This window comes from Flavobacterium sp. (assembly GCF_040402835.1).
Taxonomy (GTDB): Bacteria; Bacteroidota; Bacteroidia; order Flavobacteriales; family Flavobacteriaceae; genus Flavobacterium.
Window position 1 is genome coordinate 36,682 of the sequence record NZ_JBBALW010000005.1, and the last position, 24,100, is coordinate 60,781.

Genomic DNA, 24,100 nt, shown 5'->3' on the forward strand with positions numbered 1-24,100 from the left:
TTGAATACCCAATTTTGGATTTCTGAAATCATAGTTCCTTTTAAATTTGTGGAATGAATTCCAAGAAAATTAAAATCAACTTGTTTCAATCAATATTGATAGTGTTAATAATAGCGATGAGTTTATTGTTAATAGTTCTTATTTAGTTGTACAAACTGATTTATTTTTTTGGATGTTATTAATCAGATATTCAAATTTACCATGAAGAAATTCAATTCTTTATTTTTTATAGTTGTTTTTACATTAATCAATAGTAATTGTCAAGCCCAATATAAACCAGCTACTATTGAAGTTAAAAAAGAAATCAATTCAAGATTTTTAAAACTTTTAGATTTCCCAATTGATTCCGTTTCAATTCCAAGAAGTATGGATTGTTCGACTGGAGTTGTAAAAAAAGTTAAATCCAAAGATTGGACAAGTGGTTTTTATGCGGGTAATCTCTGGCAGATATACAAACTTACGGGCGATACTAAATACAAAGAAAAAGCCGCTGTTTGGAACGCATTTATTGAAAAAGAAAAATTCAACGGAACTACTCACGACATAGGTTTCAAAGTATATGGGAGTTTCGGTAAAGGATTAGCAGTCGAAAATAATGATAAGTATAAAAAAATTATCGTTAAAAGTGCTCAAACTCTTATTTCTAGATTCAATCCAAAAATTGGAGCCATCCGATCTTGGGACCACAGTAAAGAACTTTTCGATTACCCAGTTATTATTGACAACATGTTAAATCTAGAATTGCTATTTGAGGCATCAAAAATTTCTGGCGACCCTACTTTTAAAAATATTGCAATTCAACACGCCAATACAACCCTAAAAAATCATTTCAGAAAAGACAACAGTTGTTACCACGTAGTTGATTATGATACTGTTTCTCATGGAGTAAGAAAAAAAGCCACTTTTCAGGGATTCAACAACGAATCGTCATGGGCTAGGGGGCAATCTTGGGCGGTTTACGGTTTTACGATGTGTTATCGCTATACAAAAAACAAGGAATATTTGAAACAAGCCGAAGCTACTGCAAAATATTATATTAATAATAAAAATATGCCTGAAGATGGAATTTCCTATTGGGATTTCAATGACACGAGTATTCCAAATGCCCCTAGAGACGCATCTTCAGCAGCTATAATGGCTTCTGCTTTAATAGAATTATATTCTTTTACAAAGAACCAATCTTATTTAGACTATTCAAATAAAGTAATAAACGCTTTAAGTTCTGATAAATATCTTTTAAATGATACTGTAAAAGGGCCATTTATTTTAAATCATAGTACTGGAAATTGGCCTAAAAAAGATGAAATAGACCAGCCAATCGTCTATGCTGATTATTATTTTTTGGAAGCAATTATTAGAAAACAATCTCTTTAAATTTATGAAATTCAAAATTCACACTCCCTCTAACGCACTAGCGATAATTATATTATTTTGTTTTAACGTAATCTATGCTCAAAAATCAGAAAGCATACTTCGAACTAAAACCAACATTGATTTGGGTTGGAATTACCTAGAAAACGATACTAAAAATATATCGGAAGTAAAAAATGCAACGAATTGGGTTGCCTTAAACGTACCTCATTCTTGGAACAGTCAAGACGCAACGGATAATGATCCTGGCTACAGAAGAAGCGCCAGTTGGTACAAAAAAAACCTTGTGATATCAAATATTGATTCGAATAAACTTTACAAATTATATTTTGAAGGTTCCAACATTACTACAAAAGTATATGTAAATGGAAAAGAAGTTGGCGAACATATTGGTGGTTATATCGGTTTTACTTTTGATATTACTAAATTTATTAATGAAGGAAATAATGAAGTTTTAGTTCGTGTTGATAATAGTTATAACATTGAAATAATTCCATCTCAAAAAAGCGATTTTATTATTTATGGCGGAATTACCAGAGATGTTTGGTTGCTTTCAATGGCAAAAAATAATATCGATAATATTAAAATAATAACACCTCAAGTTTCAGAAAAATTAGCTACATTAAATGTAATTGCAACTGTAAAAAATCTTCAAAACCAAAGTAGTTTCAATTATGTAGCCCAATTATCTAATCCTAAAGGAAAAATAGTTGCAACTAAAAAAGGAAATTTTTCAGGGGAAGAAACTTCAATTACTTTTAATGATATTAAAAATCCTGAATTATGGGATATTAACAAACCAAATTTATATTCGGTTTCTGTTTCATTGTTAGAAAATGGAATTGAAAAGGATAAAATTGAAGATAGAGTAGGTTTTAGATGGTTTGAATTTAAAGATAACGGTCCGTTTTTCCTTAACGGGAAACGAGTTTTAATTCGCGGAACACACCGCCACGAGGAACATGCAGGAGTTGGGGCTGCGATGTCAAACGAGCAACATCGAAAAGATATGGAATCCATCAAAGAAATGGGTGCGAATTTTGTTCGATTGGCACATTATCCACAAGATCCAGAAATCTATAAAGCGTGTGATGAATTGGGTTTATTGGTTTGGGATGAATTGCCATGGTGTCGTGGTGGAATTGGAAATCAAGTTTGGCAAACCAATGCTAAAAATATGCTTGGTGAAATAATCAATCAAAATTACAATCATCCTTCGATTATTCTTTGGTCTTTGGGAAATGAAATGAATTGGTTACCCGATTTTGAAGATGGAGATAATACCTTAAAGATGAACGTTTTTTTAACGGAGCTTAATGATATTGCACATAAATTAGACCCAAATCGAAAAACTGTTATTCGTAAATATGAAGAAGGTTCAAAAATTGTAGATGTTTTTTCTCCTTCCATTTGGTCGGGTTGGTATTCTGGAAGTTATAAAAGCTATAAAAAAGCAATTGATAAATATAAATTAGATTACAAACATTTTATTCACGCAGAATACGGTGGTGATAGCCATGTTGGTCGCCATTCAGAAAACCCAATTACTGGCGAAGGTCAGATAAAATCGGAAGGTTGGGAAGAAGCAATCGTTCAAACAAAAGTCGCTAATATTGCTCAAATTGGTGATTGGAGCGAAAACTATATTGTCGATTTATTTGACTGGCATTTGCATATTTCTGAAAACGACCCAACATTTGTAGGGAATTTGCAATGGGCATTCAAAGACTTTGCAACGCCTTTACGTCCTGAAGATGATATTCCATATATGAATCAGAAAGGATTGGTTGACAGAAATGGAAATCCTAAAGATGCCTATTATGTATTTAAAAGTTATTGGAGCGACAAGCCATTTACCTACATCGAATCGCATACTTGGACAGACCGACAAGGTCCAAAAAACACGCCTCGAATTTTGAATGTTTATAGCAATTGTCCAAAAGTGGAGTTCTTCCAAAATGGAGTTTCTTTAGGAATTAAAGTTCGTGATATTACTGCTTTTCCTGCCTGTGGTTTGACTTGGGAAGTGAATTTTGCAGATGGGAAAAACACTTTTATCGCTGTTGGCATTTCAAATGATGGAAAAAAAGTATCCGATACAATCGATGTAAATTATCGTTTTACTAAAAATGGACCTGCAGACGGATTGGAATTATCAGCAGAAAAAATGAAAAACGGAAATTATCTGGTAACTGCAATTGCAGTCGATAAAAACAAATTACGTTGTTTGGATTATGAAGATCGTGTCTATTTTCAATGTTTATCGGGTGGACAAACACTAAAAAACCAAGGGACTCCAACCGGAAGTGAGTCTATAAAAATGGCAAATGGGAAAGCGTCAATTGAAGTTATTCCAGATTCAACAAGCGATTCTATCGAAATGAATATCCTGAATCAAAATTTTAAAGGAGAATTTTTAAAGTTCAAAAAATAATAAATCGGGTATTTCTACCTCTTTCAAATGAAAAAAATTAATCTAAAAGTTGTTATGTTATTTATTGGAATTACGGCTATCAGTTGTTCCAATATCAAAATGGCTTTTAATTTAAATGAAATTGAAAGAAGTCGCGTATTAATAAATGCGGATGCTTATTTGAATGAACTTCCTCAAACAGTTACGGCTTCCTTTTGTGAAAGAAGTGCGGGAACAAATCACGATTTTTATTCTGAAGGCGATTATTGGTGGCCTGACGAAAAAAATCCAAACGGTCCTTATATTCGAAAAGACGGTTTAACCAATCCAGCTAATTTCACTGCGCACCGAGAAGCTTTAATCCGGTTTAGCCAACTATCTGGTGCTTTGGCTTCGGCTTATGTTTTGACGAATAATAAAAAATATGCTGAAAAATTAGCCCTTCATTTAAAAGCTTGGTTTGTGAATCCTGATACTAAAATGAATCCGAATTTGCTATATGCTCAAGCAATAAAAGGTGTTGCAACAGGGCGTGGAATTGGAATTATTGACACGGTACATTTGGTTGAGGTTACCTTAGCTATACAAGCAATTCAAGATTCGGCAGTTCTTTCATCAGCAGAATACAATTCAATTATTCAATGGTTTACGAATTATTTAAAATGGATTACCACTCATGAATATGGAATTGCGGAACGGGACAACGGCAATAATCACAGCGTATGCTGGACGATGCAAGTAGCCGCTTTTGCGAATTTTATAGGTGACGAAAATACAATGGTTTTTTGTAGTAATTTTTATAAAAATACCTTATTACCTAATCAAATGGATAAAGATGGTAGTTTTCCATTGGAATTAAAACGAACAAAACCGTATGGTTATTCGTTATTTAATTTAGATGCGATGACTAGTATTTGTCAGTTATTATCTACAAAACATAATAATCTTTTTGCTTACACTACACCCGACGGAAAAAATTTAGAATTGGGAATAAAATTCATGATTCCATATATCGAAAATAAATCAGTTTGGCCGTTTCAACATGATGTAATGTATTGGGATGAATGGCCGGTGCGACAATCGAGCTTGCTTTTTGGTGGTTTTGCCTTCAAGAATAAAAAGTATATCGAATTATGGAAATCGCTCAAGGCAAATGTAACTACGCCTGAAATAATTAGAAATATGCCGGTTCGATATCCAATTTTATGGGTTTTTAAAAATTAATTAAAATACAAATCGTTTAAACCAAATTGAATAGTAATAGTCTTAACATCAAAAATAATTAACAACAAATAACAAATAAATTATAATGAAACAGTTAATCGCAGCAGCACTTTTAGGTATTTTATCAATTGCTCCTATAATTGCCCAAGAAAAATCAAAACCTAATGTTCTTTTCATCGCAATTGATGATTTGAAACCAGTGTTGGGATGTTATGGAGATAAAATTATTAAGACGCCAAATATTGATCGACTGGCAAAAATGGGTACGGTATTTATGAATAATTATTGCCAACAAGCGGTTTGCGGACCAACACGTGCAAGTCTTTTAACGGGAATGCGTCCAGATGTAACTAAAGTTCGTGATTTGAAAACAAAAATGAGGGATATGAATCCTAATATTGTAACACTTCCTGAATATTTTATAAGTCAAGGTTATACTACTTCTGGAGTTGGAAAAATATTTCATCCGAGTTGTGTGGACAAAAAATATGACCCACAGTCTTGGTCTATTCCTTTTTTAGTTCCAAAAGAATCTGATTATTCTAATGGATTGCCAGTTCAAAAACATTATCAATCTCCAGAATTAAAGGCATTAAATGCAAAAGAGGAAATCGGGAGTACAGATGAAGCTGGTAAAGGAAAAGGTAAAAAGAAAGACAAAAAAGAGGATTTAGATGAGGATGGCGGTAGTTCAAGAGGTCCAGCTTTTGAATGTCTAGATTTGCCAGATAATGCTTATGAAGATGGCGTAAGTGCACTTTTAGCCCAAAAACAAATAATTAAATTGTCTAAAGAAAACAAACCTTTTTTTATGGCAGTAGGTTTTCATAAACCCCATCTTCCTTTTGTAGCACCAAAAAAATATTGGGATTTGTACAAACGCGAAGATATGCCAATTGCCGAATTTCAAGAGCATGCGGCAAATAGCAAAGATTTTTCATACCAAAATTCAGGAGAATTAAGTAGCTATTCGGGCGTTAAAGAATTTGCGAAATACACTGACAAAAGCGTGAATAAATTTGGTTTAGCTATCGAAAAACAAAAAGAATTGGTTCATGCTTATTATGCTGCGGTTTCTTATACTGATGCACAAGTAGGAATTTTATTAAATACATTAGAAAAATTAGGAACTCTGAATAACACGATTATTGTCCTTTGGGGAGATCATGGGTGGCATTTAGGAGATCATGATATGTGGGGAAAACATACGAATTATGAGCAAGCTACCAAAGCACCTTTAATTATTACAGCACCAGGATTGAAAGCAGGTCAAACTAAATCGATGACTGAATTTGTGGATGTTTATCCTACACTTTGTGAATTATCAGGGGGAACAGTTCCAACTTATTTAGATGGAAAAAGTTTGGTTCCTGTAATGAAAAACAATAAAGCTTCGGTAAAAGAATATGCAATGAGTCAATATCCTCGAAAAATGGATAAAGCCGATATTAATAAAGTAGAAGATGGAAAAGGAAAATTAATGGGGTATTCTATGCGCACAGAACAATATCGTTATACGGTTTGGTTGAAAAATTTCACCAGCGACCAAGTGTATAGTGCCGATAAAGTTTACAATAAAGAATTATACGATTATGTGAAAGATCCATTAGAAAAAGTAAATGTTTCTGACGATAAAAAATATGCCGCAGTTGCAGCCGATTTAGATAAAAAATTGGTTGCTTATTTCAAATCAAAGGAAGTTAAATTATAATTAAAAGCATTTTTATGAAAAATCAATATTTCAAATTAGCCTCTATATTATTTTTATTTGTAATTTCAAATGCTATAATTGCCCAAAAGAAACCAACAAGCAAACCAAATATTTTATTTATTGCAGTGGACGATTTGAAGCCACTTTTGGGATGCTATGGAAATACTTTAGTTAAATCTCCCAACATTGATAGATTGGCAAAAATGGCGACTGTTTTTGATAAAAATTATTGCCAGCAAGCTATTTGTGGACCTACGCGTGCTAGTTTAATGACGGGAACTCGACCAGATGTTACAAAAATTTGGAATTTAACGACTCAAATGCGAGATGCAAATCCGAATACTTTGACACTTCCACAATATTTAATTTCGCAAGGATATACAACTTCAGGGATTGGAAAAATTTACCATCCTTCAAGCGCAATTGGTGGCGTAGATCCTGTATCTTGGAGTATTCCTTATTTAAAATCTAAAGAATCTGATTTCCCAGCCGATTTGGGACTACCAGCAAATGGGCAATATCAATTGCCTGAAACAAAAATTAGAATGACGCCAGATATTATTGCTGAAAGAAAACAACAGAATAAAGACTTGGCAGCAAATGATGAAAATCCTAAAAGTATCAAAGGACCTTCGACCGAATGCATGGAGGTACCAGATACTGCTTATGAAGACGGAGTAATTGCATTATTAGCTAAAGATCAAATTATTACTCTTTCTAAAACCGACAAGCCGTTTTTTATGGCAGTTGGATTTCACAGACCTCATTTGCCTTTTGTAGCGCCTAAAAAATATTGGGATTTATACAAACGGGAAGACATGCCGATAGCGCCGTTTCAAGAGCATTCTAAAAACGGTCCGCTCATTGCGTATCACCAATCTGGGGAATTACGTAATTATATCGACATTCCTGAATTTGCAACCTTACCAGCTGATTCTCTTCGTATCGGTTTGAAAATTGAAAAGCAAAGAGAACTTATCCATGGTTATTATGCAGCAGTTTCCTATATGGATGCGCAAGTTGGAATTCTTTTGAATACTTTGGAATCTTTAGGAACTTTAGACAATACTATTATAGTGCTTTGGGGCGATCATGGTTGGCATTTAGGCGATCATGATTTATGGCACAAACACACCAATTTTGAACAAGCTACTAGAGCACCATTAATCATTGCAGGCCTTGGAATTAAAGCAGGTAAAACAAGTTCATTAACAGAATTTGTTGATGTATTCCCAACTATTTGTGATTTGGCGGGTGTTACTATTCCTAAAAACTTGGACGGAAAAAGTTTAAAACCTTTAATGTTAAACAATAAAGCTAAAGGAAAAGAATATGCTATTAGCCAATATCCTAGAAAGCTAAAGAAAGCTGAAATGACCAAATTGGGTTATACCGATTCTAAAATGATGGGCTACAGTTTGCGGACTGATAAATACCGTTATACCATTTGGATGAACAACTTCACGAGTAAACAAGCTTTTAATGAATCGCAAGTTTACGCTTCGGAATTGTATGATTATGTAAAAGATCCTTTGGAAAAAGTAAATGTTGTAAATGATAAAAATTACACTTCGATTTCAGCGGGTTTAAAATCAAAAATGATTGCTTTTTTTAAGAGTCAAGAAACGAAACAATAGTTTCAAATAATTATAATTATAAAATGAAAAAACACTATTTCCTTGTACTTCTAATAATTGTATTATTACAAGGAAATAGTCATGCTCAAACCTCAAGTTTGGTTTCTGTTGGAACCAATGGTCGTTTAATTTATACCGCTGACGCAAAAGGTAATGTTGTTCCCGATTTTAGTGCCGTGGGTTATCGGAATAGTGAAGCGCCAATTCCAACAGTTGGGGTCGTACTCACTGTAAATTCTGTACTTGGGGATAATTTAGCCAATGTGCAAAATGCAATCAATCAAGTAGCAGCAATGCCATTAGACGCAAATGGTTTTAGAGGAACAATACTTTTCAATGCAGGAACCTATAATATGAGCGATGCAGTAACTATTTCAGCAAGTGGAATTGTTCTTCGTGGAGTTGGATTTAATGGAAGCGGAACTAATTTTGTTGCAACTAAAACCTCACAATACACACTATTTATTTTTGCAGGTACTTCAGGAACTGCTTACAATTCTTCAAGTTCAACTAGAAAACCAATTACAGATTTATATGTTCCGATTGGAAAAAAACAAATTACAGTCGCTTCAGGACACACATTTGCCATTGGTGATAAAGTTTTTGTACATCGAATTCCTAATGATGCTTGGATAAATTTGCTAGGTATGAATTTATTATCAACAATAGATCCTTTGGCGGTAAATTGGACAGCGAGTTCCTATGACATGAATTCTGAAAGAAAAATAATGAACATTAATGGAAATGGTATCACTTTAGATGCGCCAATAATGGATATTATTGACCCGATTTATTCAACTGGTGAATTGGTGAAATTTACGGATAGTAGAATTCAAAATTGTGGTATAGAAAACATGAGAATTTCATCTAGTTATATTTCATCTATTGATGAAAATCATGGTTGGGAGGCAGTTTCGTTTGATAACATTTATAATGGATGGGCTAAAAATTTAGAAGTATATTATTTTGGATATTCGGCGGTTCACATCAATTCTAACGCCAGTTTTATAACAGTAGATAGTTGTAAAATGTTGGATGCAAAATCAACAGTCGATGGTGGCAGAAGGTATTCTTTTGATATTGACGGGCAACGTTGTTTGGTTCAGAATTGTACCACCAGAAGCGGTCGTCATGATTATGTTGACGGAAGTCGAACCTGTGGCCCTAATGTTTTCTATAATAGTACTTCTACACTACAACTTAATGATATTGGTCCACACCATCGTTGGGCGACAGGAATATTATTTGATAATTTAACTGGTGACGGAAGAATGGATGTGCAAAACCGGTTGGTCATGGGAAGTGGTCATGGATGGTCTGGTGGACAAATTATGTTTTGGAATTGTAATGCAGCTAGAATGGCAATACAAGATCCTCCAGGCGATGAGATAAATTGGGCTATTGGTTGCATTTGCCCAGACATTACTAATGTTGGGGATGCTACTACCGAACAATTAGGTGTAATTCAATCTCAAGGAACCCACATAACGGCAATTCCAAGTTTGTTTATTGCGCAATTAAATGACAGACTAGCTACATTATCTAACAATCAATTTGATTTCATAAATGCTGAAAACTCGATATTTATTGTTCCAAATCCAGCTAAATCTCAAATTACAATTCATTCAAATCAATTATTTCATTCAAATTGTAAGATTTCTATATTTAATGTAAATGGACAAATCGTAAAAAAACAAATAGAAATAGTTGATTATTCTGATGATAAATTGGCATTTAATTTTGATATTTTTGATTTGAATGATGGCATTTATTTTGCCGAAATTATAAATGACATAAATCTTAATACAATTAAATTTATTGTCAAAAAATAGATTATTAATTAGCTTAAAATAAAAAAATGAAAAAATTAAAATTAGTTACTTTTTTATTACTCCTAAATTTGATGGTTTTACAGACATTGAAGGCAACTACAATCAATGTGAGCACTATAGCCGCTTTGCAACTAGCTTGTAATTCTTCAGTTACTGGAGATGTAATAATTCTTGCCAATGGAACGTATTCTAATGTAACTTTAAATATTAACAATAGTAATATTTCAGTTCTAGCTCAAACTCCAGGTGGTGTTTTTTTAAATGTTTACGGCGATATTAATATCTATGGAAATAACATTACATTTAGTGGATTTCAGTTTACGGATGGTGATATTGGAAGTAGTTATTTAATAGAAGTATATGGAAGCAGAAATAGACTCACACATTTAAATTTCAGCAATTATTACGCTAAAAAATACATTGAAGTCAAAGCTGGAACTCAATACAATGAAATATCCTATTGCAATTTAGAAAAAAAACCTGCGGCAGCAATTGCTGGTTGTACGATACAAATATCAACATCTGCGACTGTTCCGGGATATCATAGAATAACTTATTGTTCTTTTCAAAATTATTATGGTATTGGTGGCGATAACGGAAACGAGCCGATACGAATTGGTTTGGGTGCAGAATATTTAAATAAATCAAGAACAATTGTTGAACATTGTTATTTCAATAATACAGGACTTGGCGACAGCGAAAGTGTTTCTATTAAATGCCAAGAAAACGTGGTTCGTTTTTGCACTTTTACAAATCAACAAAATGCGATGCTTTGTTTTAGAAATGGAGACTATAATGTAGCTTATAGTAATTTTTTCATAAATGCTGGTGGAATTAGAGTTAAAGAAGCCAATAATATCTACTGTTATAACAATTATTTTGAAAATTCAGGAGGCAATTCTATGGGTGCGGTAATTTATGTATATGTAGCTCCCTTAATTCCGCCAACAGCAGCATCTCCTAGAACAATTAATCAAGATAATATAAATTTCATTCACAATACTTTTTATAATTGTGGTGATATTGATTTAGGAGGAACAGGAGCAGCTAATAATACTTGGGCAAATAATATATTTAAAAAGAGTTCAGGTTCTCTTTTTATAAATCCAAATCAAGGAACCACCTGGGTTGGGAATATCTACCAAGGAACTTTAGGTGCTACTATTGCTTCTGGAATGACTAGTACAAATCCATTTTTAGCTTTTAATTCTGAAGGCTATTATGGATTATCATCCAGCAGTCCTGTTAATAATGCTATTGCTGGTTATCCAGCTATTTTAGATATTACAAATATCGATGATGACCCTAATTTATTGTTTGATATTAGCGGCCAGCCACGTCCTTCAACCGTTACTTTAAAAGACGTGGGTTGCGATGAATACACAACTGGAACTACAACAAACCATCCGTTGACTTTATCGGAAGTTGGACCTTCTTATTTAGTGGCGCTTTCTACAAATTCATTTGATTTACAAGATAAAAAAACGAGTATCTTCCCAAATCCAGCAAAAAATAATTTTTCTATTCAATTTCCAAATACTATTGATTCGGATTTGGAATTAACAATTATAAATACAAATGGACAAGTTGTTAAAAAACAATTCATTGCTATAAATGAGATAATTAACAATGAAAAATCTATTGATATTACCAATTTAAATAATGGAATTTATTTAGTACAATTGTATTCTAATTCTTATTCAAAAGCAATAAAATTGGCTATCTCAAAATAATTAAAATTGTTTTAAATAAACATTAAACCTTTTACTAATATTAGCATCTTATAAATAAAAAAATCAAAATGAAAAACTACTCGAATTTCCTTAAAGTAATAACAATCGTCTTTACATTTCTTTTTCTTTCGAATGTTTCAGCACAAGAAAAAACAAAACCAAATATTTTATTTATAGCTATTGACGATTTAAAACCTATTTTAGGATGTTATGGAAATACGTTAATTAAGACCCCAAACATTGACCGATTGGCAAAAATGGGAACTGTTTTTATGAGTAATTATTGCCAACAAGCCGTTTGTGGACCAACTAGAGCGAGTATAATGACAGGAAAACGTCCAGATTATACTCAAGTTTGGGATTTAAAAACCAAAATGCGTGACATCAATCCAGATATTTTGAGTTTGCCACAATATTTAATTACCCAAGGATATTCAACTCAGGGAATTGGTAAAATCTATGATTCAAGATGTGTAGATAAAAAAATGGATGCCCCTTCTTGGAGTGTTCCTTTTTATAATTATTTCAAAACAGAAGAACGGTATTATGCTAAAGAAACAGGAATGCCTGTTTTAGGAGCCTATCAATTGCCTGAAACTAAAGAATTGGCTTTGAAATATACTAAAGAGGGAGAATTAAAAGGTTTGGCCGATAAAGAATTGGACGATTATGTTTCAAAATTGGTAAAACCATCAGTTGAATGTGCCGATGTTCCTGATAATGCCTATAATGATGGAGCAAACGCATCACGAGCTTTAGAAATTTTAGAAAAATTAAAATCAGATACAAAACCTTTCTTTTTTGCTGTTGGATTTTCAAAACCTCATTTGCCATTTGTAGCACCAAAAAAATATTGGGATTTATATAAAAGAGAAGACATGCCGTTAGCTGCTTTTCAAGAGAAATCAAAAAATGGTGTTGATGTTGCCTATCACAATGCCGGAGAAATCAGAGGGTATTCTGATATTCCACCTTTAGTTTCTTTCACTGATCAAAAGGATTTTGGTTTGACTTTGCCAATAGACAAACAGAAAGAATTAATTCACGGGTATTATGCTTCAGTTTCCTATACCGATGCTCAAGTAGGGAAATTATTAGACAAATTGGATGCTTTAGGATTGACCAAAAACACAATAATTATACTTTGGGGTGATCACGGATGGCATTTAGGCGATCATAATCTCTGGTGCAAACATACCAATTTTGAACAAGCAACTCGAACACCAATGATAATTGCTGCGCCAGGAATTGCGGCTTCAACTACTAATGCTTCAACAGAATTTGTGGATATTTTTCCAACATTATGTGATTTAGCTGGTGTGAAAATTCCTGAAGTTTTAGACGGAAAGAGTTTGCTGCCTTTGATGAATAAATCAGTAAAATCAGTAAAAGACTATTCAATAAGTCAATATCCACGTAGCGGAACTAATACAGAAACAGAACGTCAAGGTTATGCTTCTTCAAAAGTGATGGGCTATTCTTTGAGAGACAAAAGATACCGATATACGATTTGGATGACCAATAATTTTAGAAGTACACAAGCTTTTGATTCTAATTTGATTGTAGGAACGGAATTATATGATTACGATAAAGATCCAAACGAAACGATAAATGTGGCTGATGAAAAGGAATACAAATCGGTTGCCAAAGATTTAAAAAATAAAATGCTCGCTTTTTTCGCTTCACAAGTAAAATAGCAATTTAAGCTAAAGTATCTAAATTATTTTATAAATTTAGTGTCGAATAAAACGATTTAAAATCATACGATGAAAAACATTATTTCGGTCTTTTTTTTAATGCTAAGTTTATTTATAATTACTCCTTTTAAAACAGTTGCTCAACAAACAACTATTAAAAAAGAGAGAGCTGTAAAAAAGACTAACAACACTAAATCATGTTGTACTGCGGCCATTCCAAATCGGTTTGCTGTTAAAACAAAATCTAATTTCACAGAAGGGAAATCGGTTACGAATTCCAACCTAAAAAATCATGAAGGAATGGTTTGGATTCCCGGCGGAACATTTAGTATGGGTGGAGATAACAATCAAGCGCGTCAAGATGAATTGCCAAAACATGATGTGAAATTGAATGGTTTTTTCATAGATATTACGGAAGTTACAAATGCCCAGTTTGCAAAATTTATAGTAGCAACAGGATATGTCACTACAGCCGATAAAGATATTAATTGGGAAGATTTAAAAAAGCAATTGCCATCAGATACTCCAAAACCGGAACCTGAAACTCTAAAGGCGGCTTCTTTGGTATTTGTGGCAACGGGAGGCGAAGTAAGTTTGCAAGATTACAGTCAGTGGTGGAGTTGGTCGCATGGAGCGAATTGGAATCATCCACAAGGAAAAGACAGTAATATTGTTGGTAAAGAAAATTTCCCCGTGGTTCATATTAGTTGGGATGATGCGAATGCCTATTGCAAATGGGCAGGTAAACGATTGCCAACAGAAGCGGAATGGGAATTTGCCGCAAGAGGTGGTTTAGTGAAAAATGTGTATTCTTGGGGTAACGAAAAAGTGGATGAAGGAAAAATACATTGCAATTATTTTCAAGGAAATTTTCCCTATAAAAATGACGGTACCGACGGTTTTATGGGGTCAGCACCAGTAAAATCTTTTAAACCAAATGGTTATGGTTTGTATGATATGGCAGGGAATGTTTGGGAATGGTGTGCTGATAAATACAACAACACTTATTATGATTCCTTCAAAAAAGTTAAAGTAGCGATTAATCCAAAAGGAGCTTTGAAAAGCTTTGATCCTGATGAACCTTTGGTTGCTAAAAGAGTGATGCGTGGCGGTTCGTTTTTATGTAATGACTCCTATTGTAGCGGCTATCGTGTTTCGGCAAGAATGAAAAGTTCGGCTGATTCTTCCATGGAACATTTAGGATTTAGATGTGTATCCAATTAATAAAATCACTATGAAAAATTTCTTTTTATTTTTAGTTTTGTTAGCGTTAACGGCTCAAATAGCGGTTGCAAATAGTCATTCGATTTCAAATATATGTTTAGAAAATTTTGCTATTGCAAATAAAGATTCAGTTGCTTTAGACAATGCTTACATGAAAGTGCTTCGAGATGGTGCGGCTTGTACTTTAGCAAATACACCAAATTTTGGAACACGTATTATTGTTGCTTTAGATAAAATTAAATTTAATAGTAATCGCGGAACAATAAAGATAAAAAGAGGGGAAATTGCCGTTTTTTTTGAGAATGAATCCTATGATTTGCCGAAAGGCTCTTATTTTGAAATTGCTTTAAAGAAAGTTCATCCGGCTTTGACAAAACCTAAAGAATGGGTTGAACCAATGAAAAATACTATTGTATATGAAAATGATGAGTTTCGAGTTTTTGAGGAAAGACTAAATCCAGGAGATACAAGAGCCTTGCACAGTCATGCTCAAAGGGTGGTTGTTCGGTTGAATCAAGTGCAATTAACTGATCCTCGCTATTCTATTGGAAAACCTGGGACTGGAATTCAAGTTGCCAATACCGTAAAATTTGCAGAGCCGATGGTGCATGTAACTAAAAATATCAGCAAAATTCCGTTGTTTAATATTGTCATTGAATATAAAATTGAGCATTAAAATTAGATAATGAGAAATCCAGTAATTAAAGCGTTTTTTGCAATTTTTCTTTTGGCAACTTTCAATGGTTATTCTCAAGAATTTACCAAAGGCAAATTGCTTTACAGTAATTCTTTGGCGACTTCTGAAATCGTAAACGATTGGATTTTAGAAGGGCCAGCAAAAATTGAATTCAAAAATAATTGGATGCATATTTTTTCTCCAAATGAAGAAGGACATCACGTTTTTTGGTGTCTTGCTGATTTTCCAGGGAATTTTATAGCCGAATGGGAAGCTCAAAATCAGGAAATCGACGCGGGTTTGTGTATTATTTTCTTTGCAGCTAAAGGTTTGAAAGGAGAAAGTATTTTTGATGCTTCGATGCCAAAAAGAACGCTTGGAACCTTTACGGATTATACCAAAGGCGCCATGAATGACTATCATATTTCGTATTATGCAAATGGACGGGACAATCCAAATCGGGAAACTGCTAATTTGAGAAAAAACAAAGGATTTAATTTGGTGCAAACAGGAGAAATTGGAATCCCAGTGCTATCAACAGCAATTCATAAAATGAAATTAGTTAAATATGAGGGTAAAATCCTAATGTATATTGACGATAGAAAAATAATTGATTGGACTGACGATGGAATTAAATACGGAAAAATTTTAGAAGATGGTAAAATCGGATTCCGACAAATGCAATGGACCCATTTCGCCTATAGAAATTTTAAGGTTTGGGAAAATGCAAGTATAAAAACAACAAATAAATAATAAATAATTCAACATGAAAAATAAATCGCTATTGCTAATTGGCTTTGCCAGTTTAGTAATAATTACAGCTTCCTCTTTTCAGCTTTCGAGTTCAAATTTCGAGAAAAATAAGATAGTTAAAGACACTAAAAAACTAAATACGATTCATTCTAAAACAGATTTAGCAACTGCTTTATCTGAAAAATTGGGAGCTAAAAAACCGATTATTGCTTCTTTGACAAAACACGGAATTGTAATTAAAAATGCTGCGACTAAAACGACTGCATCAAAACCAGATATTTTGTTTTTCATTGCCGATGATATGACCTCAATTGATTGTGAACCTTATGGAAATAAAGACGTTCATACTCCAAATTTAGCTAAATTAGCAAAAGAAGGTTTGTCATTTGACAATATGAATAACGCTACAGCGATGTGTGGCCCAACGCGTCAGAGTTTATATACGGGCTTGTTTCCTGTAAAAAACGGTAGTTATCCAAATCATGCTCAAGTATATGACAACGTAATTAGTATTGTACAGCATTTCAAGAAAATTGGATATCGAGTAGCTTTGATAGGAAAACAACATTATGCGCCAATGGCAAATTTCCCTTTTGAATATTTAGGAGGAAGAAATAGTGATAATGGCAAGGGACAAGACGTGGAATTAGCAGATGCTGAAAAATGGATAAATAAAGACACTTCAAAACCGTATTTGTTAATTGTTGCTTCAAACCAGCCCCATTCTCCATGGAATAGAGGCGATGCAAAACAATATGATGCAAGCAAAATTACAATTGCTCCTTACATGGTTGACACCAAAGAAACTAGAGATGATTTAGTGAAATATTACGCCGAAATTACTTACATGGATAGTCTTGTTGGAACGTGTACTAAAATTGTTGAAAAACAGAAAAACAAAGACAATACGTTGTTTCTTTTTGCAAGTGAACACGGAAGTTCTATGCCTTTTGGAAAATGGACATGTTACAATATGGGCTTGAAAGCGGCATTTATAGCGCGTTGGCCGAAGGTTATTAAACCAGATACAAGAACGGATATTTTGGCGCAATATATTGATGTTGTTCCAACACTTTTTGAAGCTGCAGGTGGAAATCCAGAAACTTTAAGAGGAAATAAAGAGGAAACCATGAAATTGGACGGGAAGAGTTTTTATGCAGCTTTGAATGGAAAACCAAAAGAAGTTCGTGACTATGTTTACGGCGTTCACACCACAAGAGGAATTAAAAATGGTTCTGATAATTATCCCGTTCGTTCTATTCAAGATCATAATTATAAATTGATTTGGAATTTGCAATTCAACGAACCTTTTTTAAGTTCGGGTTCCCAACCAAAAAACAAATTGTATAACAGTTGGTTGAAAGCTACTAATACAACACCAAAACAGGCGGCACATGCAAAATTATATAGAAACAGACCAGAATTTGAATTGTATAACATCAAAAAAGATGTTTATGAATTGGATAATTTAGCAGATGATAAAGCATTGACTTCTATAAAAATTAAATTGGTTTCTGAATTGAAAAAATGGATGTTAGACCAAGGAGATAAAGGGATTAAAACAGAAGCCGAAGCATTAAGACATTTGAAAGGAGATACTTTAAATTGGAAAACTTCTGGAGATTAGTAACTTGCAATTAATTAAATTTACATTTAACACTCATAATTTTAAGATGATTAAACCAATAAAATACCTATCGTTACTTTTTGTGCTTTTAGTTATTAATTGTGTTTCGGCACAAAATAAAGTGGAAAGTATAAGCAGTTTTCCAAAAACACTCGCTATCGACGGAAAAGACTTGCAGAAAAATTACGATTTAATTGTTGCTTACGATGCTGATAAAGTGAGAGCGCTAAAATCGCTTTTAAAAAAAGCAGATAAATTGCTTGAAGAAGCAAATGTATATTCAGTAATGGATAAAAAACAAGTGCCTCCGAGTGGCGACAAACACGATTATATGAGTACGGGGCCTTATTGGTGGCCAGATCCAACGAAACCAGACGGATTGCCGTATATCAAAAAAGACGGACTTCGTAACCCGACCTATTATGATATTTCCGATTCTCAAGAATTAGATAAAGTTGAAGATGGTGTCTTAACATTAGCATCAGCGTACTATTTCACACATGAAAATAAATACGCCAATTTTGCATCGAAATTAATTAAGACCTGGTTTTTAGATGCTGAAACACGTCAAAATCCAAATCTAAATTTTGGACAAGGAGTCCCTGGATTGAATACGGGTCGCGGAACTGGAATTATTGAAACGCGTGATCTTTATCGTGTTTTAGATGCTTCGATTTTAATTCAAGAAACTCTAAATTGGAATAAAGAAGACCATGAAGCTTTAAAAAAATGGTTTTCAGAATATTTAACGTGGATGTTAGAAAGCTCAATCGGGAAAGACGAAGCTAAATCAAAAAACAATCATGGTACTTTTTATAGCGAGCAAATTATCGCCTTTTCACTTTTTTCAGAAAGACCAGAAGTGACGTTAAACGAAATAGATATTTTTAAAAACAGAATGGAAAGTCAATTAAAACCGGATGGAAGTCAGCCATTTGAATTGGTTCGAACAAAATCTTGGGGTTATGTTAATATGAATTTATTCGGTTATTTTTTAATTGCAAAATTAGCCGAAAATGCCAATATTCAACTTTGGAATCAGCAAATTAGTGAAGGTAAAAATATGAGAAATGCCTTAAATTGGATTATTCCTTATTTGAAAAACGAAAAAAAGTGGGAATATGAGCAAATTCAAAAAATTAGTTACGGAGAAACTATTAAAATATTAAAATTCGCTGCCAAAAAATATTCTAATCCTGAATATGAAATATTGGCAAAAAAAACAGACTTAAAAACCTACCAATCGGATAGTATTGAATTAACATATTAATAAATTAGAATCATGAATAAATTACGTTTCATACTCGTATTTGTAGCATTTTCTGCTATTTTTAGTGTTTCTGCTCAAAGTAAGAAAGTTATAAATCGCACTTCAAAACCGAATATAATTTACATTCTTGCCGATGATTTAGGCATTGGGGATGTCAGTTGCTATGGTTCGGACAATAATAAAACACCAATTATTGATAAATTGGCAAAGGGCGGAATTCGATTTACACACGGTTATACTGCGCCACTATGTGGTCCTTCCAGAGCTATGATTTTAACGGGGCGTTATGCTTTTAGAACAGGTGGTGTTAACCAAGACATGGTTGGACAAATAAAACCAGAGAATGAAGTTTTAATTCCGTCAGTTTTAAAACCCGAGGGATATACAACTGCCTTAGTAGGAAAGTGGAGTCAGTTTGGATTAACACCAAAAGATTTTGGGTTTGATGATTATATTACCTTTCAAGGAAGTGGAGATTATTGGGCAACCGAAAAAAAGAAATCAGAAAATTATATTGAAAATGGAGTAAATAAAAAGTTAGACACTTTAACCTATATGCCCGATTTGATGCACAAACATTTGGTTGATTTCCTGACTACAAACAAGGACAAACCTTTCTTTTTGTACTATTCTATGGTAAATGTTCATGCGGTCATTCAGCGAACTCCAGACAGTAAGCCAGGAAGTGATTTTTATGATGACAATATAGCTTATATGGATAAGTTAGTTGGAAAACTATTAACTACACTTGATGATTTAAAATTAAGAGAAAATACGCTAATCGTTTTTATGGGTGATAATGGAACTGCAAGTCAATATGCTGGAAGAAGTTCAATAGGAGGGAAAGCACTTTCGGGAAAAAAAGGTACCATGCTAGAATGTGGAAGTTTAGTCCCTACAATTGCCAACTGGCCAGGAGTTATTGAACCAGGAAAAGTGAATGATTTATTAATTGATTCAAGTGATATATTGCCAACATTTGCTGATTTGGCTGGGGCAAAACTACCAACAAAAAACGTATTAGATGGACATAGTTTCTTACCGCAATTAATGGGAAAGAAAGGAAATCCTAGAGAATGGATTTTCATTGAATTAGGAAATAAATGGTATGTTCGAGAATCCAAATGGAAACTAAATAGAGAAGGAGAACTTTTTGACATGAGCAATGCGCCATTTGAAGAAAAATTAGTTTCCAATTATGCAGATAACAAAGAAGCGAGTGCGGCATATTCCCGTTTGCAAACAGCTTTAAAAACATTAAGCCCCGAGAAAGGCATTTTAGACAATGCGGGAGGAAGTGGAAGACATGCTAGTAATGTGAACAAGAAAAAGGATAAAGTGGATGAGTGATTTGTAGTAGATAAAATTGTTTTTAATCATAACGAAAAAATAAATAATATAAAAAAGGTATCCAATAGGGTGCCTTTTTGTATTAATTAAAATAGATGATACTACTTTTGATAAACCGTAATAGATTAATTTACAATTACTAATAACTTTGCGGGTCTATATTTTTATTAAAACGCAGTTTGGTTAATTTAAATAGAAAGGTGTACAATTTTTATACTAATAACGGATTTTAGTTTCAATAGAAATTTATATTTTTGAATTTTAAATTAAATTATAATTAAATATTTTAAATCAATTAACCAAAAAACCAATTAATACATTCAAATTATGAAAAAACTATTATTATCCTTTTTATTAATTTTTGCTTCAATTGCATTCGGTCAAAATGATCCTAAAAAGATTACTGGCTCTGTTGTTGATAGCAAAGGTATTCCAATACCAAGTGTTACAGTAACATTTGAGGACAAAAACACCACCACAGATTTAGATGGAAAATACGCCATTGTAGTCAAAAATTCGAAATCTATTTTACGATTTTCATATTTAGGATATGCATCTCAAATTGTTATTGTAGGAAAAAACAAAGAAATCAACATCACATTAGTAGAATCTAAAAATGATTTAGATGAAGTGGTAGTAATTGGTTACGGAACTCAAAAAAGATCAAATGTTACGGGATCTATTTCCAAATATAAAAATGAGAAATTAGATGAAATTGCGGTTTCAAGACTAGATCAAGCTTTACAAGGAAAAATTGCAGGAGTACAAGTTCAAAATATTTCTTCTGAAGCTGGTGCAGACGCTAAAATTTCTGTTCGGGGAATTAGTTCTATTAATGCTGGTGCAAGTCCTTTAGTTGTTGTTGATGGCCAACCTATTCCTGACGGATTAGCAACTTTAAACATGGCTGACGTTGCCTCAGTTGAAGTTTTAAAAGATGCTGCTTCTTCTGCAATTTACGGTTCTAGAGGAGCAAGTGGGGTAATCTTAATTACTACAAAAAGTGGTAAAACTGATAAAGCCAAATATTCATTCAAATACAGTACTGGTTTTAAAAGTGCGTATGAAAAATATCCCATGTTAACTACTTCTCAATACACTGATTTATTGTTTCGAGAAAGAGCTTTGAGAATTACTGACCCTGCTATACAAGCAGAAGCAATTACTAATCCTAATGCGTTAAATTTAGTATATTTAGCAACTGCTACCAAAACAAATAATTTAATAGGTGCCTATATTGTTGAAAACACCATGTTAGGTGGTCACGGTTACGATTATCAAAATGAAGTTTTGAGACACGGAGAATTTAAAAACATTCAATTTGGTGCAACGGGTGGTACCAAAGCAATGAAATATTATATTTCAGCAGGATATCAAGGAGATCAAGGGATTATGCTAAAAAGTAATTTCCAAAAATTAAACTTTAGAACTAAATTTGATATTGAATTGAGTAAAAGAGTAAAGTTAAATGTTAATCTTAACCCATCTTACACCAGCAAAGAATCACCATCTGAAAACTTAACAAATTTTTGGCGTTATCCAACTTGGTTACCCTACCAACACAATGCTTTAACCGCAGCTTTTGTAAATCAAAATGCGCAATGGGCAAATATCAGACCGGGAGATTATGCACATCCTAGACATTTTATTGGTTTAACTTATAACCCAGTATATCCTGATGGATCTGTTTTATATATGCCTGACGGTTCAACTTTTATTCCTGCTGCGGGTAACCCGTCAAATTCAGCTCAAAATAATCCAATGGCTTCTTTGTTGAATCATGATATTAACGCAAAATCTTATGGATTTCAAGGGGGTTCTACTTTAAACATAAATATTGTGCCTGGTTTGGATTTCAAAACTATGAACACCTTGTATGTAAAATATGACACTAAACTCGATTGGAGTAATAGAAATGCTGATGGTGACGGTATAGTTAATAAAGGGGTGTATTTTGATAATTCGTATGTTGATTTATTGACTGAAAACACATTAAATTATAAAAAAGAAGTTGGTGATCACAATTTTGATGTTTTAGCGGGTTACACTGCTCAAAGCACTAAGAATACTTATACTCAAACTACTGGATTAGATTACGCAAATAACGAATTCAATACTTTAAACAATGCCTTATATATTGATAAATCGGGAACTTTTGGATCTAAAAGTCAAATAGGTTTAATTTCATATCTAGGAAGAGTAAATTATGCATTCAAAAGTAAATACCTGCTCTCTGTGAGTTATAGAACAGATGGTAGTTCTTATTTTGCATCTGGAAAAAAATGGGGTAATTTCCCAGCAGCATCTATCGGTTGGGCAGCTAACAAAGAGTCTTTCTTGAGTAATGTTGATTGGCTTAACAAATTGAACTTTAGAACTAGTTATGGTGTTTCTGGAAACAATAGAATCTTAAATTATGGTTTCCAAAACTTATTATCAGCATCTAACTATTCTTTTGGACCTGGAACTGGGACTCAAACAGGTGGTCAAGTAGGAAATCCTTCAATTAATGCCAATGAAAATATTACTTGGGAAAGTACTTTCCAAACGAATTACGGTATGGACTTATCTATGTTAAGTAACCGACTTAATTTTACCTTAGACGTTTATAATTCTATCACAGATAAATTACTTTTACAACAAGCAACTATGGCATTTTCAGGAGTTCCTTTATCTTGGAATAATATTGGAAGTCTAAGAAATAAAGGTTTTGAAGTGGAATTAAATACAACTAATTTAAAAGGTGATTTCAAATGGTCAACTTCTGCTAATATTGCTCATACTGAAAACAAAATTATCGAGTTAGGAAATGAAGCGTATTTACTTAATTATGGGGAAAGAAATGAAATTTACAAAAGTGTAGTAGGAGGCCCATTAGTTCAATTCTTCGGATACAAAACCGATGGGGTTTGGACTTCTCAAGCTCAAATAGATGCTTCGGGTTTAACTTCAAACTTACCATCTGCTTTAAAACAAGGCGGGCTTAAAATAGTTGATGTAAATGGTGACGGTGTTTTAGATACCAAAGACAGAACTATTATTGGAAACCCATATCCTGATTTCACATGGGGAATAACTAATAATTTTAGTTATAAGAATTTTGACTTAAGCTTTACTTGGCAAGGAGTTCAAGGTGGACAATTGATTAATGGTGATCCAAATTATGGTGAAACAAAATCAGGAAATGTGAACTATAATTCAAATCGTTGGATTAGCCCACAGAATCCGGGTGATGGAAGAACTCCATACGAAGACTTAGGTTTTAACTGGATGTTAACGGATTATGTTGTGGAAGACGCTTCTTATTTTGCTTTTAGAGAAATAAATTTGGGATACAATTTACCCGTTAATTTGGCTAAAAAAATAGGTTTAAGTTCTTTAAGATTATATACCTCTGGACAGAATTTATATTTCCACTCTGCTAATGGCTACAGAGGAATCAACCCTGAGGGAAGATCTACATCTGGACCATATTCGTCAGCATTAATTTCTGGATATCAAAGAGGGGCATTTCCAATACCAAAAACTATTGTTTTTGGTATCGATATTAATTTTTAATTTTTAATTTTAAAAGTAGTTACA

The 24,100-nt window shown here is 33.2% G+C and carries 15 protein-coding genes; all 15 read left to right on the top strand.

The window, feature by feature from the left end; all coding sequences use genetic code 11:
• Positions 1–201: 201 nt before the first annotated feature.
• The 15 genes from AC9UEH_RS02915 to AC9UEH_RS02985 all read left to right on the top strand — a co-directional run bounded on the left by AC9UEH_RS02915 (position 202) and on the right by AC9UEH_RS02985 (position 24,076).
• On the top strand, positions 202–1,374 hold the full coding sequence (locus AC9UEH_RS02915; protein ID WP_509528208.1) for a glycoside hydrolase family 88 protein: 1,173 nt from the start codon (positions 202–204) through the stop codon (positions 1,372–1,374).
• 4 nt (positions 1,375–1,378) lie between these two features.
• A complete protein-coding gene (locus AC9UEH_RS02920; RefSeq protein WP_509528209.1) occupies positions 1,379–3,805 on the top strand; it encodes a glycoside hydrolase family 2 protein in 2,427 nt (808 codons plus the stop codon).
• 27 nt (positions 3,806–3,832) lie between these two features.
• Positions 3,833–5,008, top strand: coding sequence for an alginate lyase family protein (locus tag AC9UEH_RS02925; protein ID WP_509528210.1), 1,176 nt, complete (start codon positions 3,833–3,835; stop codon positions 5,006–5,008).
• An 85-nt stretch (positions 5,009–5,093) separates the two neighbouring features.
• On the top strand, positions 5,094–6,719 hold the full coding sequence (locus AC9UEH_RS02930) for a sulfatase (RefSeq protein ID WP_509528212.1): 1,626 nt from the start codon (positions 5,094–5,096) through the stop codon (positions 6,717–6,719).
• A gap of 14 nt (positions 6,720–6,733) precedes the next feature.
• Complete coding sequence (locus AC9UEH_RS02935; RefSeq protein ID WP_509528213.1) at positions 6,734–8,356, top strand: sulfatase; 1,623 nt, start codon at positions 6,734–6,736, stop codon at positions 8,354–8,356.
• Positions 8,357–8,379: 23 nt separating this feature from the next.
• On the top strand, positions 8,380–10,188 hold the full coding sequence (locus AC9UEH_RS02940) for a T9SS type A sorting domain-containing protein (protein ID WP_509528215.1): 1,809 nt from the start codon (positions 8,380–8,382) through the stop codon (positions 10,186–10,188).
• A 26-nt stretch (positions 10,189–10,214) separates the two neighbouring features.
• Complete coding sequence (locus AC9UEH_RS02945; RefSeq protein WP_509528216.1) at positions 10,215–11,921, top strand: chondroitinase-B domain-containing protein; 1,707 nt, start codon at positions 10,215–10,217, stop codon at positions 11,919–11,921.
• A 68-nt stretch (positions 11,922–11,989) separates the two neighbouring features.
• Complete coding sequence (locus AC9UEH_RS02950; RefSeq protein ID WP_509528217.1) at positions 11,990–13,618, top strand: sulfatase; 1,629 nt, start codon at positions 11,990–11,992, stop codon at positions 13,616–13,618.
• 69 nt (positions 13,619–13,687) lie between these two features.
• Positions 13,688–14,842, top strand: a complete 1,155-nt coding sequence (locus AC9UEH_RS02955) for a formylglycine-generating enzyme family protein (protein WP_509528219.1) — start codon at positions 13,688–13,690, stop codon at positions 14,840–14,842.
• 10 nt (positions 14,843–14,852) lie between these two features.
• The gene (locus AC9UEH_RS02960) at positions 14,853–15,518 is read left to right on the top strand and encodes a hypothetical protein (RefSeq protein ID WP_509528220.1); all 666 of its coding nucleotides are present in this window, start codon (positions 14,853–14,855) and stop codon (positions 15,516–15,518) included.
• Positions 15,519–15,527: 9 nt separating this feature from the next.
• Positions 15,528–16,271 carry a DUF1961 family protein gene (locus tag AC9UEH_RS02965; RefSeq protein WP_509528222.1) on the top strand — a complete coding sequence of 248 codons (744 nt, stop codon included), beginning with the start codon at positions 15,528–15,530 and terminating at the stop codon, positions 16,269–16,271.
• Positions 16,272–16,284: 13 nt separating this feature from the next.
• Positions 16,285–17,898 carry a sulfatase family protein gene (locus tag AC9UEH_RS02970; RefSeq protein ID WP_509528224.1) on the top strand — a complete coding sequence of 538 codons (1,614 nt, stop codon included), beginning with the start codon at positions 16,285–16,287 and terminating at the stop codon, positions 17,896–17,898.
• 46 nt (positions 17,899–17,944) lie between these two features.
• Positions 17,945–19,168, top strand: coding sequence for an alginate lyase family protein (locus AC9UEH_RS02975; protein WP_509528225.1), 1,224 nt, complete (start codon positions 17,945–17,947; stop codon positions 19,166–19,168).
• A gap of 12 nt (positions 19,169–19,180) precedes the next feature.
• Positions 19,181–20,518, top strand: coding sequence for a sulfatase-like hydrolase/transferase (locus tag AC9UEH_RS02980; protein ID WP_509528227.1), 1,338 nt, complete (start codon positions 19,181–19,183; stop codon positions 20,516–20,518).
• Between the two features lie 327 nt (positions 20,519–20,845).
• On the top strand, positions 20,846–24,076 hold the full coding sequence (locus tag AC9UEH_RS02985; protein WP_509528229.1) for a SusC/RagA family TonB-linked outer membrane protein: 3,231 nt from the start codon (positions 20,846–20,848) through the stop codon (positions 24,074–24,076).
• Positions 24,077–24,100: the final 24 nt, after the last annotated feature.